The following is a 15,819-nucleotide window of genomic DNA, read 5'->3' as shown; positions in this document are numbered from 1 at the left end:
GCTCAAAGCTCATCACTTTATCCGCAGGCATTTAAGCAACTTCTCAAAAATAGTATTATTTTCATAAAATCCCGTGAAAAGTTGTGCATTTGGACCATAAGCAACCACAGGAACAGCAATTCCAGAATGGTCGTTGGTACTGAAATTACCTTCTAATTTTCCTGTTTTGAAATCGCCTTCTAATAAAGACAAACCGCCCGTTTCGTGGTCTGCGGTGATGATAATCGTTGTTTCGCCATTTTTATCGGCATATTCTAAGGCTTTTCCGATTACTTTATCGAAATCCAACATTTCGTTCGCTACATAATTCAACTGGTTGGCATGTCCGCCCCAATCAATTTTTGAACCTTCTAACATCAAGAAAAAACCATTTGGCGAAGTACTTTCCAATTGTTTTACGGCAGCCTCAAAAGCTTCAGAAAGATACTCTCCTCTTCCTTCGTGTTTCGGACGAACTTCGTTTTTATCGACAAACACAAAGGTTTTTTCTTGTGTTTGGGCTTGTTTAAGTTCATCAATGCTAGCAAGAATTTTTCCCTTTTTACTAAGATTAGCTAAAGTTTCTGGTCTGAAAGCTTCTTTTCCTGCGCCAATGATTAATGAAATCGGACTTGTCGCCAAATCATCTGCAATCAATTGCGACCAATCTCTTTCTGGCTGATGTGCATAAAAAGAAGCGGGCGTTGCTCCCGTAATTTCCTCCGAAACCACTAAGCCCACTTTGATTTTCTTTTTATCTAGTATTTCTGAAATATTTTCCAAAGGTTGCTGTTTCGTATTCATACCGATGTAGCGATTGTTCGTTTTTTCGCCTGTAGAAAAAGCCGTCGCTCCCGCCGCTGAATCTGTACAAAAACTATCCGCAGAATTGGTTTTTGAAAAACCAATATGTTTAAAATTTGTCCAGTTTAGTTTACCCCCATTGGCTGTAATTCCACTATAAATTTGAGCCAAGCCCATGCCGTCGCCAATCAAGAAAATGATATTTTTTGATTTCTTTTGAATACCATCAGCTTGATACGTTGGCAAGTAAGGAATGTGTTGAGCAATTGGTTTGGCAGAAAAAGCCTCAAGGTTTTTGATATAATTTGCCAATTCAGATAAATTATCTGTTCCGATATAATCTACGCCCAATTTCATCAAAGCTTTATAGGCTGTTAGCGAATTAGGAACTGCCCAAAAACGAACTGGCTTTCCGATGCGATGGACGGAATCAACAAAGTTTTTTACTTTCAAGTATTGTGGTGCGGTGATGAGTCCTTTGCCATTCCAACGAGTAAAATCTGTAATGCTCGTGCTTATTAATGCAACTCGCTCAAAATTTTTGGGAGAATAATTTTGGTTTCGGCGACCATCGAAGTAAAAAATATCATCAAATTTATCAAAATCAGTACTTTTTGGTATATCGCCACTGATGACGATTTGAACAGCATTTGGATTATTTTTTACATCAAAATAATTACGATAAGGCTTTAATTGCTTTTCTAAAAGCTTCAAAGCTTGTTCGCCATCTTCTTTAATATCAATCAATAATTGTAGGCGTTGCCCATCTTTATATATTTTCCCATCGTTCATTGCAATTTGTTTGAGTAATGGTTCAAGGTATAAAGTTTTAAAAGTGCGATTCAAACGAATAGATTCCTTTTCATGAGCAACGACCAATTCTTCGCCTTGTTTAAAAAGGTCTGCTTCAATCATGCCAAAATGTAAAGAGTAGGCTTCATAAAAAGGTAAATCGTGTAAGTAATCATTGTGGGCATGAGTATTTTTCATGGAATAAGCCGCTGGCTGAGCCAAAGCTTTTGTTCCTAAAAGAAGCGCAAGAAAAAGGAAAAAATGTTTTTTCATGTTGTTGACAAAAGAAAGGGTTTTAAAAATGCAAAAGTATCCTTGCCATGTTAGGGAATTATTACCAGAAAATTAATCAATGAGCCAAGTTTTGTAAAAAGGCTTAAGTCTTTCCGAAAGTTTCAAAAAGTAAAAATCTTGGTTTATTTATATTTTTTTATTTTTTCTACTAATAATTCAATTGAGCAAATTACCTGAGTGATTTATCATTCCGAGTAAGCATAAATATATCAAAATGGTACAATAGCCTATAAAGCAAATCAAAATGTTTGAATATATTTGGTCAACTCAATAGACTAATAAGTGTGCGCTTCAATTCAATAGCAAATTTAATATGATGATGTTCCAAAAATACCGACGCATTTTAGTGTTTTTATCCTGCATATTGGCGTCTGGTTCTTCTCTGGCACAAGAGCCTTTCTTGAAATTATCGGATGCCATTCAGCTTGGCTTAGAAAATTACAATTCTATCAAAGCCAAAAAGAATTACCTAAAGGCTTCGGAAGCATTGGTGATAAATGCTCAGAAACAGTTTTTGCCAGACGTAACAGCGGCGATACAAAACAATTATGGAACAGCCAACGGGCAATTTGGGTCTTTATATCCCTACAGGGGCGTTGGGATGGCAGCGGCTGGCCCAAGTTCGGAAAGCCAAAATTGGAATACAGCTTTTGGGGCTTTGTACGCTTCGAACGTCAATTGGGATATATATACTTTTGGTCGTTTAAAAGCGAGTGTGGACATTGCCCGTTCGCAAGTATCAAGAGATTCTTTGGATTTACAACAAGAAAAGTTTGCTCATGCCATTAAAATCACGGCAGCATATTTCAGTCTTTTAACAGCACAAAAATTCGTAGAAATTAGTAAACAGAATTACAAAAGAGTATCGGCCTTGCGTGATGTAATTAAAGCAAGAACAGCGAATGGTTTGAATGCAGGTGTGGATTCTTCGATTACTAATGCAGAGGTTTCTAACGCCAGACTCGGCGAAATCGAAGCACAAAACATTGAACTACAAGCGACCAACCAATTGGCAATTTTGTTGAATACTCCAACGAAACACTTTCAATTAGATACTTTATATTTCAGTAAAATTCCTGAGCAATTGGGTTCTACTTTAGCGATAGAAAATAATCCGACTCTTCAATTGGTAAAATCACGCATTAGTATTGCAGAAAATACGCAGAAACTCCTGAGCAGAAATAAACTACCCGTAATTAGTGTGTTCGGTTCATTTCAGTCGAAAGCTTCTGGTTTTGACTATGACTACTCTCCTACCAATAATCATGTTGATAAAAACTACTTTTCAGGCATTGCTCCATCCAGAAGTAATTTTATTCTTGGGGCGGGGATGTTCTGGAATTTTATGTCGCCCACCAAAATCAATCATCAAATTAAGGCACAGCAGTTTATCAGCGAAGGCTTAAAAAGTGAATACGATTTGATGGAAAATCAACTAAAAAGCCAAATGATTTTAGCAGATCAACGCATTGAAAATGCTTTGTTGACCTACAAAGAATCACCGATTCAATTAGATGCCGCCCGAAATGTTTACGAACAAAAAGCGGTATTGTATAAAAACGGACTTTCGAACATCATCGACCTTACCCAAGCTTTGTTCGTGCTGAACAGAGCCGAAACCAATATCAGCGTTGCCTATGCCAACGTTTGGCAAGCTTTAGTATTAAAAGCAGCCAGCAACGGAGACATCGATTTACTCATCAAACAAGCTAGATAATAATGAATTTAATCAAAACAGCTTTACGCAAACCTATCACGATACTTGTATTGGTGGCTGGTTTGTTGTTCTTTGGTATCAATGCTATCAGGAATATCAAAATTGATATTTTCCCTGATATGAATATGCCCGTGATTTATATTTCACATCCATTTGGTGGTTATACGCCTACACAAATGGAGTCTTTTTTTGGGCGTCAGTACGTTAACCTTTTACTCTATGTTTCGGGTGTTAAAAGCATAGAAACCAAAAATATACAAGGTTTAACCTTGATGAAACTTACTTTTTATCAAGGTACAAACATGGCTCAGGCGGCGGCAGAAGTATCCGCTTTTAGTAATCGTGCTCAAGCTATTTTCCCGCCCGGCTCACAACCGCCATTTATTTTACGTTTTGATGCTTCTACTTTACCAGTTGGACAATTGGTTTTGAGTAGTCCAATTCGTTCAAATAATGAATTATCCGACCTTGCCAATACTTATATTCGTTCGTCTTTTAGTTCGATTCCGGGTTTGATTTCCCCTGCTCCATTTGGTGGAAACGTGCGAACGGTTGTGATTAAAGCCGACCCAGAATTGATGCGTTCGCATAATATGACGGTCGATCAAATTGTAGAAGCCATTCGTCTCAATAACCAAACTTCTCCTTCTGGAAACGTGCGTGTTGGCGATTATAATTATATCACGCCATCCAACACGACGATTAAAACCGTCAAAGATTTTGAACAAATTCCGCTCTTTAAAGGTGGTGTACAAAACCTTTTTCTGAGAGATGTTGCCGTAGTAGAAGATGCCGCCGATATTACAGGAAGTTATGCTTTAATCAACGGCAAACGTTCTGTTTACTTGGCAATTACCAAATCTGCCAATGCTTCTACTTGGGAAGTAGTTCAGAATCTTAAAAAAGCTTTGCCAAAACTGCAAAGTCAATTACCAGAAGATGTTACACTTTCTTATGAATTTGACCAATCTGTTTACGTAATCAATGCCGTAAAAAGTTTACTTTCCGAAGGAGCAATCGGAGCGATTTTAACAGGTTTAATGGTTTTACTCTTTTTGGGCGATGCCAGAGGTGCTTTGATTGTAATCCTGACGATTCCGACTTCTATCATTGCGGGCGTACTCTTTTTACAATTGTGCGGACAAACGATTAATATCATGACGCTGAGTGGACTTTCTTTAGCAATTGGTATTTTGGTCGATGAATCCACCGTGACGATTGAAAATATTCACCAACATTTAGATTTGGGCAAACCCAAAGCCTTAGCCGTTTGGGATGCTTGTAAAGAAATCGCCTTTCCGAAACTCTTGATTCTCTTCTGTATTTTGGCAGTTTTTGCACCAGCCTTTACGATGACGGGCATTCCGGGAGCCTTGTTTTTACCTTTGGCTTTAGCCATTGGTTTCTCGATGTTGGTTTCATTCCTTTTGTCGCAAACCTTTGTGCCAATTATGGCAAACTGGTTGATGAAAGTACACGAACGCCCACACAGTACTAATTTGCCAGATAATGAAGATTTCATTGCTTCTAAAATAAGTGTTGCTTCAGAATTCAATCAGATTACACAGAAAAAGGATTTTGTAGAACATCCTCCTAAAAAAATAAGTATTTTCGATCGTTTCAAAAATTCGTTTTTGGCAATGCTTGAAAAGATTTTCCCTTATCGTAAAGCATTGGTTGTAGCATATTTAGTAGTTATTTCTGGTTTAGCCTTTTTGTTGCTAAGTACTATTGGAAGAGACGTTTTACCGAAAACCAATGGCGGACAATTTCAAGTTCGTTTGCGTGCCAAAGAAGGAACAAGAATTGAACGAACCGAACAAAAATTGATTCAATCTATCGCCATTCTTGAAAAAATGGTTGGAAAAGAAAACGTTGAAATTACTTCTGCTTTCGTCGGGCAACATCCCGGGCTTTTCTCTACCAGTCCGATTTACTTGTTTATGAGTGGTCCGCAAGAAGCCGTTTTACAAGTTCAATTAAATGAACATTTTGAAGTGGATTTGGAAGAACTAAAAGACGATTTCAGAAAAAGAATCAAAGCGACCATTCCAGACTTGAAACTTTCTTTTGAACCGATTGAATTGACTGATAAAATCCTAAGCCAAGGTTCGCCAACGCCAATCGAAGTACGTTTAGCAGGAAGAAGTAAGAAAAATAACGAAGAATATGCCAAAAAACTGATTGCTAAATTAAGTGAAATCAGCTATTTGCGAGATGTGCAATTGGGTCAGCCCATCAAATATCCAGCCATTAATATTAATATCGACCGAGTACGAGCTTCGCAATTAGGTGTAGATATGAGTGAAATTTCACGTACACTTACTGCCTCTACATCTTCGTCTCGTTATACCGATAAAAGTGTTTGGGTCGATGAAAAATCAGGTTTGACTTATAGTGTACAAGTACAAATTCCTGAAAACAAAATGACTAGTGTTGGTGATATTGGTGAAATTTCTTTGCAACGAAATTCAATAAGACCCGTTCTGAGCGATGTTGCGACGATTCAAAACGATACCATTTATGGTGAAAACGATAACTTAGGCGCTTTGCCAACGCTTTCGGTAACTGCCAATTTATACAAACAAGATTTGGGAACGGCAACAGCAGATGTAAGTAAAGCCATTGCTTCGCTCGGAGAGTTACCAAGAGGTTTAACCATTGAGCCAATCGGTTTAAGTAAAGTACTGACAGAAACTTTAGATAGTTTACAAGCTGGTTTATTAGTTGCCATTGTGGTGATTTTCTTGATGTTAGCAGCTAATTTCCAATCATTTAAAGTATCTATCGTTATTCTCACGACCATTCCAGCGGTGGTTTTAGGGGCTTTGTTGATGTTGAGATTGACGAATTCTACGCTGAATTTACAGTCGTACATGGGCATTATTATGTCGGTCGGCGTATCTATTGCCAATGCCGTTTTATTAATTACCAATGCGGAGCAACTTCGAAAAATAACAGGCAATGCTTTGGAAGCAGCCAAAGAAGCGGCAGCCTTGCGGATTCGTCCAATTTTAATGACGAGTGTGGCGATGGTTGTCGGGATGATTCCGATGGCTTCTGGTTTAGGAGAAGGTGGCGACCAAACATCTCCACTGGCTCGTGCCGTGATTGGCGGATTGATTGCCTCAACTTTTGCGGCTTTAATTATACTTCCTTTGGTATTTGCTTGGTTTCAAGAAAAAACATCAACAGAATCTGTTTCCCTTGACCCAGAAGACAAGGAAAGTAAACATTATATTCCTACGATTTACGAGAGTGGAATGGGGGAATAAGTAAGTTAGTGAATTGTGATTGAGTGATTAAAATTTGTCAACAAAAAAATAAACTTTTAGCTAACAGCTCAATGCTCACAGCTATTAGCTAAAAGCTAAAAAATACAACCATGAAATCAAAAGCTATAAAATCAATTTTAACTGTCGCTGGCTTATTTTCTGCCACGATATTATTCAATAGTTGCGGGCATTCGGAAGCGAAAAAAGAAGAAAAATCAACCGCACCAACAGTACACAGCGTTGAAGTTTTTGCTTTGGAAAAAGGCATGATGTCAACCACGATTCAAATTCCTGGAGAATTAATCGCCAAACATAGCGTGGATTTATACGCCAAAGTAAACAGCTTTGTGCAAAAAATGAACGTTGATGTGGGGACAGAAGTAAAAGAAGGACAGTTATTGGTAACGATGGAAGCACCAGAACTTTCTTCACAACTATCGGCGGCGGCTTCAAGATTACAATCACAAGAAGCCATATATGCGGCAAGTAAAGCTTTGTACGACAGACTTTTACAAACCAGTAAAACCGCAGGAACGATTTCTCCCAATGAATTAGACCAAGCTTTGGCACGTAAAAATGCTGATTTCGCACAATTGGATGCCGCCAAATCAAGCTATAAAGAAATTGCAGATAATAAGAATTACTTGGCAATCCGTGCGCCATTTAGTGGTTTTATTACGGCTCGTAATATCAGTGTTGGGGCTTATGTTGGTCCTTCAGGAAAAGGCTCTGAATTTCCGATGTTTACTTTACAAGACCAGAAAAAATTACGTTTAATCGTCTTGATTCCAGAAGCTTATACTTCTTATTTAGGCGATAAAAATGAAATTACTTTTACGGTAAAAGCTTTCCCAAGCGAAGTATTTAAAGCAAAAATCAATCGTTTGGCGGGTGCTTTAGACACGAAATTTCGTTCAGAGCGCATTGAAATGGACATTGATAATAGTCAAAAGAAACTATTGCCGGGCATGGTTGCCGAAGTAAAAATTTCTTTCCCAGCTACAGAAAAAACTTTTGTTGTACCCAAAGCTGCCGTTGCGAATGCCCCAGAAAAAGTATTTGTCGTAAAAATCGTCAATGGAAAAGCTGAATGGATAGAAGTAAGAAAAGGTAGAGAAGCCGAAGGAAAAGTAGAAATTTATGGTGATTTATCAGAAGGCGACCAATTAGTAAAAGTAGCAACAGAAGAAATTAGAGAAGGTGTTGAAGTAAAAATCAAGAAGGATTAAGTATTATACGGACTATTTTCCAACAAAAAAGCATCCATTCAATGATGAATGGATGCTTTTTGTTTTCTACCAAAATATTATAATACTTACTTTCCAACCGTCGCTTTTGTAGCTTGTTTTTGTGCAGCTGTCGGTACAAAATCTATCCATTCTAAACTGAATAAATCTCTATTTGGCGTTGATGTTTTTACAAATACAAAGTACAAATCATGCTTGCCTGTCGTTGCTTGAAGTCCAGCACTTTTTTCTGTATAAGTATTCCAGTTACCTGTTGGCTCATAGTTTAAAGTACTTATCAAAGCACCAGTTGGCGAATCTGCATGTACCTCAATCGTTGCTCCTTTATCTCTTGAAGAATAACGATAAGTCAATTGTTCAATATTTTTTAAGTCAATATTTTTCAACACAAAATATGAACCATTATGGATACTTCCTAATCGCTTTTCTTGTTTGCTAACATTGCTCAACTCATCTGCTTCGCTACCATAAATTTTTGTTGGACGTAACACCAACACATCTGTTTTATTCAAAGCTAATACAGCTTTTGTTTTGCCTTGTGGCGCAACCAAAGAACCTTTATCTGTATATGAAGCCGTTAAAACGTAGCGTCCTTCTTGTTCTTTTCCAACGTGTTCTTTTAGTGTTACCGAACCTTTTTGAGGAATTCTGTTTTCAATTGGTTCATTCCCTAAGGATAGAATATACTTCACCATTTCGGTTGTTTCTTCACGAGAAAGTTGTGGGTGAGCACTCATTTCACGGTCGTCCCAAACACCACCACCACCGATGATGATTTTGTTCGCCAATTTAGCAATCGCAGTTTTATCGTCTTTGTATCTTTTAGAAACTTCTGTAAATGATGGACCCACAGATTTTGCATTTACTTGGTGACAAGCCTTACAGTCTGAACCAGCAATTAAAGATTTCCCTAAACTAAAAGTAGAAGTCAATTGTTGGTGTCCCATCAATGGTTCTTTGCTTACTTTAGGAATATAATTCAATACCACTTTTACACGTTTTGAATCAATCAATTGGTCTTCCTTATCCTTCACACTAACCGAATATTTAAAAGGCGTTTGTGTTGGAATGAAGAAAGTACTGTTGTCTGTCGTAGCGATGGCTACTTCTGGTACAGTATTACCAACTTTAATATTGATAGTACTTGTGTTACTTGCTCCTAATTGGTCTTTTACAGTAAGTGAAACTTTATAAATACCATTTTTACTGAAAGTATAAGTTGGATTTACTTCGTTAGAAATCACTTTCCCTTCAAATTTCCATTGGTAACTTAACTTATCGCCTTTATCAAAATCATGGCTTTTATCTCCTGTGAAAGCTACTTTAAAAGGAGCAAGTCCTATAGTATCTGCCGCAATCGCTTTCGCTACTGGCGCACGGTTACCACTATTGAAGTCGATTTTTACTAAACGAGCATCTTCGTTATCAATACCATAAACTGAACCATATTCTAATAAATAAACGCTACCATCTGGCCCAATTTCCATATCTACTGGACGACGGAAATCACCTGTAGTTGGCATAAATGCTTCCATTGATTGGTAATTTTGTTGTTCGTCTAAACGTACTGCATAAATCCAGTTACGCATCCAGTCGTACACAAATAAAGCTTTATCATAATAAGCAGGCAATTTACTTGGGTTTGCCAAAGAAGCATCAAAATGATAAACTGGACCGCCCATCGCACATCTACCGCCAACTCCTAATTCAGGGAATTCTGTCGATTTGTTATATGGATACCAAATCATTGCTTTTTGTGCTGGAGGCAAATTTTTCATCCCTGTATTATAAGGAGAATTATTTACTGGAGCATTTGCTTCGAAAGGAACGCCTACTTTTTTGGTCGCAAAATCATATTGATTGTAAGCTTTATTATCGCCTACAAAATATGGCCAGCCATAATTTCCGGCTTTTTTCGCTTGGTTAAATTCGTCATAACCACGTGGACCTTGTACGCCATCTGTTCCTGCATCAGGACCAATTTCGCCCCAATATAAAATTGAAGTAGCTGGGTCAACCGAAATACGGTATGGATTACGACAACCCATTACATAAATTTCAGGACGAGTACCCGCCATTCCTTTCGGGAATAAATTGCCTTCTGGAATAGTATAAGAACCATCTGATTCTACATGAATACGAAGAATTTTTCCACGTAAATCATTCGGGTTTCCTGCCGAACGTTGCGCATCAAAAATTGGTCTTTTTTCTCTTTCGTCGATAGGCGCATGTCCATTTGATTCAAAAGGCACTGTATTATCACCTGTTGAAATAAACAAATTGCCATGAGCATCCCAAGCCATAGAACCACCTGTATGGGCACTTACTTCTAAATCAAGTGGAAATTCAATGATAGATTTTTCGCTTTCAATATCAAGTGTGCTATCATCATTTACTTTAAATCTCCCGATTCTCTGTTTGGTTTGTCCTTTATCTTCAATGGTATAAAAGAAGTAGAGATAATGATTTTTGGCAAAATTAGGGTCAATCGTCATCCCTAATAAACCATTCAAATATTTATCAACCGCCTTTACAGGGAAATCATAGAGTAATCTTGTTTTTTTCTGTACGGGGTCATACACATAAAATTTGCCCGCTCTTTCTACAAAGAAAACACGACCGTCTGGCGCAACTGCCAATTCCATCGGTTCGTTGAGGTCATTAGAAAGTACGCTTTTCTTAAAGCGATTTTCTTCTGGTCGGTTTAGAGTATCAGCCCACACCTGAGCCTTTTCGGCTTTTACTTGGGTGGTGGTGGCATCATGGGTAAGAGAGCTTAAACCTAGAAACGCTCCTAGATATAAACTGTATTTAGCGAAAGTAATAGACATTGAGTGTATATTAATTAAATAATAGAATACAAAGATTTAGCCCCTCTACAGATAAAGACATAAAGTGATTATTCAACAATTGTATTGAATAATACAAATTTATAAAGTAGAAAGCATAATGCTGTCTGGTTATTCGTCAAAAATGGGGGGTAAACTAATCCTGACTCTTTCCCTTTTACAAATGCCTTATTCCCTAAATAGACAGATTATTTTATTTAATACTCTTTGTAATGAAAAAATATTAGAGAGAAGTAAAATAAGTAGTGATTGGTGTTTTTAATTTTCAGCTAATTCCGACAAATAAAAACGTCACTAAATTGTATTGATTACATAACTCTGTAAAAATTAAAGAGATTTTATCATGAACAAAAAAAGGCTTCACTGTGAAATCATTTCACGGTGAAGCCTTTTTCAATCCGATTATTTATTTACTCTACTTCTAAATCAGAAGCGATGGTTGGTTTTTTCTTCCATCCTGCAATTTTTTCAATCAATACAAAAAGTACTGGTACGACGAAAATTGCTAAAGAGGTTGCAGATAACATCCCACCAAATACTGTCCAACCAATGGTTTTACGAGATTCTGCCGCTGCTCCACTGGCAAATGCCAAAGGTAAAACGCCCAGAATGAAAGCGAGGGAAGTCATAATAATTGGTCGTAAACGTAATTGTACGGCTTCTAAAGTAGCTGGCACTAAATCCATTCCTCTATCAACCCGTTCTTTGGCAAATTCTACAATCAAAATAGCATTTTTTGCTGCCAAACCAATCAAGGTAATCAAACCGATTTGGGCATAAATATTATTAGAAAGATTCGGCAATAAAGTAAGCGTTAAGATTGAACCAAAAGCTCCAATCGGCACGGCAAATAATACTGAGAATGGAACCGACCAGCTTTCATACAAAGCCGCTAAGAACAAGAACACGAAGACAATAGAAATTGCAAAAATCGTGGTTGTGCTATCGCCTGCCTTTAATTCTTCGCTACTCATACCCGAAAATTCATACGAATAACCTGTTGGCAAAGTAGTTGCTGCTACTTCTTTCAACGCTGTAATGGCTTGTCCACTACTAAAGCCCGGCTTCGGCGAACCATTAATTTCAATAGAACGATAAACGTTATAATGCGAAATCAAGGAAGCATTTTCAACCACTTTCGCTTTTACTAAAGCTTTCAAAGGCACCATATTTCCGACGTTATTTCTTACATAAAACTTTTCAATTTTATCTAAAGAAGAACGGTAACTACTATCCGCCTGCACCATTACTCTAAAGTTTCTGCCATATAAAGTAAAATCGTTGATATATGAACTACCCAATAAAGTAGAAAGCGTACCAAAAACATCAGATACTTGTACGCCTTGTTTTTTGGCTTGATCACGATCTACATCTATCTGATAACTTGGCGTGCGTGAACTAAAGAAAGTAAATGCCATACCAATTTCTGGACGCTGATTAACTGCCGCCAAGAATTTACGGGCTACTTTTTCAAATTGCTGAACATTGTCTGGACTGGTTGTCTGTAAAAGTTCAAAAGTAAAACCTGCGGTTTGACCTAGCCCAGGAATTGCTGGCGGTGCAATTGCAAGGACTCTGGCTTCTTTAATATCAGCCGTACTCTTTTTAATTTTTTCAATCACCGCTTGAACGTGATGTTCTTTCCCTTCTCTTGACGACCAAGGCTTTAAGTTCACAAAGAAAGTACCTACGTTTGTTTTGTTAGAGAAACTCACGACGTTTAAACCAGCAATACCACCCACTACCCTTACTTCTGGCAATACTTCCAAGCGCTTCATAATGGTTTGAAACAACGCTACGTTTCTGCTCGTAGAAGTAGCTTCTGGCATTTCGTAAGTTACATATAAACGTCCTTCATCTTCTGTAGGAATGAAACCTGTTGGTTTTGATTTGAACAAGTATCCTAAACCCACAAACAAACAAACCATCATCACCAAAACCATTGGCGTAGCTTTAATCCATTTTGCAACACCTCTTGTATATGAATGTGAAAGGCTATCAAATTTAGTATTGAACCAAGCAAAGAATTTTTCTAAAGCATTTTTTTGCGCATTTTTATCTTTCGATGGTTTCAGCATGATTGTACACAATGCTGGCGTTAAAGAAAGTGCCACAAATGCCGAAAGAATTACAGAAACAGCAATCGTAATGGCAAATTGTTGGTATAACCTTCCAACGATTCCAGGTACAAAACTTACAGGAACAAACACCGCAGCAAGAATTAAAGCAATGGCAATTACTGGTCCTGAAATATCTTTCATGGCCTTTTTCGTTGCTTGTTTTGGTGTCATTCCGTGTTCATCCATATTGTGTTGTACGGCTTCTACCACCACAATGGCATCATCCACTACGATACCAATTGCTAATACAAAGGCAAACAAAGTCAATGTATTAATCGTAAAACCAAAAGGGATAAAGAAGATAAACGTTCCGATTAATGACACAGGAATTGCCAAGATTGGAATCAAAGTAGCTCTCCAGTTTTGTAAGAATAAGAATACCACCAGAATTACTAAAATCAAGGCTTCAACCAAAGTATGAATTACTTCTTCAATTGATACTTTTACAACCGAAGCTGATTCTAAAGGCACAACGTAGTCAATATCTTTCGGGAAAGTTTTTTTCATTTCTTCCAAAGCTTTCGTTACTCCTTCGTAAGTATTCAAAGCATTTCCACCCGGCGCTAAATAAATGATTACAAAAGCGGCTGGTTTTCCAGAAACAAAGGCATTTACGCCATAATCAAATCTTCCTAATTCTACTCTAGCTACATCCTTCAGATACACAATACTTCCCGTAGCTGGTACAGTACGAACGATGATATTTTCAAATTGGTCTTTTGTATTTAAACGACTGTTTGTCAGAACACTATATTCAAAAGCCTGCGTAGAAGGTTGTGGATTCCCTCCTACTACACCCGCTGCAATTTGAAGGTTTTGTTCTGCTAAAGCCGCTGTAATATCGCTTGGCGTCATACGCATGGCTGCCAATTTTTCTGGATTCAACCAGATTCTCATCCCGAAATCATCCGCTCTCGATACAATATCCCCTACTCCTTTTACTCTTTGAAGCGCATCTTTTACGTAGATATTAGCGAAGTTACCGATGAATTTTGCATCATGCGTACCTTTTGGCGAATACAAAGCCAATGCCATCATGATACTTGGATTACGCTTACGAACCGTTAAACCAAGACGTTTTACGGCATCTGGCAAAGTGGGTTGTGCCACACTTACTCGGTTCTGAACATCCAATGCGGCAATGTTTACATCTGTGCCGATGTCGAAAGTAACGTTAATACTACTTTGTCCGCTACTGGTACTGTTACTCGACATATAAGTCATGCCCGGCGTACCGTTGATTTGCGTTTCAATCGGTGTGGTGGTGGTTTGCTCAACCGTCTGGGCATCTGCTCCTGTAAAGTTACCAGAAACAGTAACGGTTGGAGGCGTAATATCTGGATATTGTGAGATAGGCAATGTAGTCAAGGCAATGATTCCTACGATGACAAGCACCAATGAGGTAACAATTGCGGTGATTGGCCTTTTTATAAAAACATCTGCTATCATTTCTATATTTTTTAATTTTTTTGAGTCTTTGAGTTGATAAGTCTATGAGTTTAAAGCTTATGTGTTGATAAGACATCTTTATGATTTTGAACTCATAAACTTTGTACTCATAAACCTTAAAACTCATTTACTCATAAACTCTCAATAAGCTTATTTTTTCGCTGGTGTAGCCGAAGGAACTTCCGTTGTATAAACAGCACCTTCACGTAAATTTTGAATTCCTTCAACGACTATTTTATCGCCTTCTTTCAACCCTTCTTTCACAATAATGTTAGTACCCAAAGCTGTTCCCAAGTGTACTCTTTTTTGCGTTACTTTACTGCTATCGCCCGGTACATACACAAAAAATTCTCCTAATTGTTCAGAGATTGCTTTGTAAGGAATCACAACGGCTTTGCTAGAAGTACTCAATACTCTAACGGTTCCAGTCATGCCTGAACGAAGTAAATTCTTAGGATTAGGGAAAGCCAGTCTAGTTTTTATCGTTCCAGTTTGTGGGTCAACGGCTCTATCCATCAAAAGGATTTTTCCTGTATGTGGATAAATATCTCCCCCAAATGCAAGTGTAAAAGTAGAATCATTGTTGGCTTTCCCTTTTTGGATTAAGTTGCTGAAGTAGTAAATATCTTTTTGGTCAACATTAAAATCAACCGCTAATTGATTATCCGTAGAAACCGTATTCAAAATCGTTTGTCCTGCCGTTACAGCTGCTCCTTTTTTCACTAAAGAAATACCAATTGTTCCATCAAAAGGCGCATATACTTTGGTGTAACGCACATTGGTTTGTACACCTTTGATATTTGCTTTTGAGGCTTCCACTTGTTTTTTAGCTACTTCCAAAGCAGCATCTGCATTATCAACCAATTGTTTGGCTACGGCATCATTTTTCGCTAATTCTTGAAAACGATTCGCATCTTTTTGTGCTTTTGCTAAATTGGCTTCTTGTACGCTCAAATTCGCTACGGCTTGGTCGTAATTTGCTTCATATAACTGTGTATCAATTGAATACAACAATTGTCCTTTGCGAACTCTTGAACCATCGCTAAAATGTACGCCCGTAATAAAACCACTTACTTGTGGTCTTAATTCTACCACATCCAAAGCCGTTACTGTAGCAGGATATTCATCATGATACGAAGCATCTGTTACTTGTACGGCTTCAATCGTTACAGGAACGGGAGGCAATGCTGGCATTTGTCCTGCCTTTTTATCACCGCATGAGCTTAATAAAAATAAAGCCGCAATGATTGAAAATTGTGTTGATTTATCGAAAAACATATTGATTCTGTTCAT

Annotated in this window: 7 protein-coding genes; 3 read left to right on the top strand and 4 right to left on the bottom strand. The window is 37.8% G+C overall.

Translation table 11 applies throughout. From position 1 onward, the window contains the following. Window positions 1–12: 12 nt before the first annotated feature. Complete coding sequence (locus ABID42_RS19785) at window positions 13–1,848, bottom strand: alkaline phosphatase (RefSeq protein WP_367285128.1); 1,836 nt, start codon at window positions 1,846–1,848, stop codon at window positions 13–15. 334 nt (window positions 1,849–2,182) lie between these two features. Between ABID42_RS19785 and ABID42_RS19780 the strand changes: the two genes are divergently transcribed. From ABID42_RS19780 to ABID42_RS19770, 3 genes are all read left to right on the top strand, one after another. Further along, window positions 2,183–3,586 (top strand): TolC family protein, encoded by a 1,404-nt coding sequence (locus ABID42_RS19780; protein WP_367285127.1) that lies wholly within the window; start codon window positions 2,183–2,185, stop codon window positions 3,584–3,586. Between the two features lie 2 nt (window positions 3,587–3,588). Then, window positions 3,589–6,861 carry an efflux RND transporter permease subunit gene (locus tag ABID42_RS19775; protein WP_367285126.1) on the top strand — a complete coding sequence of 1,091 codons (3,273 nt, stop codon included), beginning with the start codon at window positions 3,589–3,591 and terminating at the stop codon, window positions 6,859–6,861. Between the two features lie 110 nt (window positions 6,862–6,971). Then, window positions 6,972–8,090, top strand: coding sequence for an efflux RND transporter periplasmic adaptor subunit (locus tag ABID42_RS19770; RefSeq protein WP_367285125.1), 1,119 nt, complete (start codon window positions 6,972–6,974; stop codon window positions 8,088–8,090). Window positions 8,091–8,176: 86 nt separating this feature from the next. Here ABID42_RS19770 and ABID42_RS19765 read toward each other — a convergent pair whose 3' ends face one another. From ABID42_RS19765 to ABID42_RS19755, 3 genes are all read right to left on the bottom strand, one after another. Beyond that, complete coding sequence (locus tag ABID42_RS19765; protein WP_367285124.1) at window positions 8,177–10,939, bottom strand: PQQ-dependent sugar dehydrogenase; 2,763 nt, start codon at window positions 10,937–10,939, stop codon at window positions 8,177–8,179. A 428-nt stretch (window positions 10,940–11,367) separates the two neighbouring features. After that, window positions 11,368–14,526: an efflux RND transporter permease subunit gene (locus tag ABID42_RS19760; protein ID WP_367285123.1), complete on the bottom strand. Its 3,159-nt coding sequence runs from the start codon at window positions 14,524–14,526 to the stop codon at window positions 11,368–11,370. 150 nt (window positions 14,527–14,676) lie between these two features. Further along, on the bottom strand, window positions 14,677–15,819 hold the full coding sequence (locus tag ABID42_RS19755) for an efflux RND transporter periplasmic adaptor subunit (protein ID WP_367285122.1): 1,143 nt from the start codon (window positions 15,817–15,819) through the stop codon (window positions 14,677–14,679).

The sequence above is a fragment of the Arcicella rosea genome (assembly GCF_040543805.1).
Taxonomy (GTDB): domain Bacteria; phylum Bacteroidota; class Bacteroidia; order Cytophagales; family Spirosomataceae; genus Arcicella; species Arcicella rosea.
The sequence above is the reverse complement of the archived record's forward strand: the minus strand, read 5'-3'. Positions and strand labels throughout refer to the sequence as shown.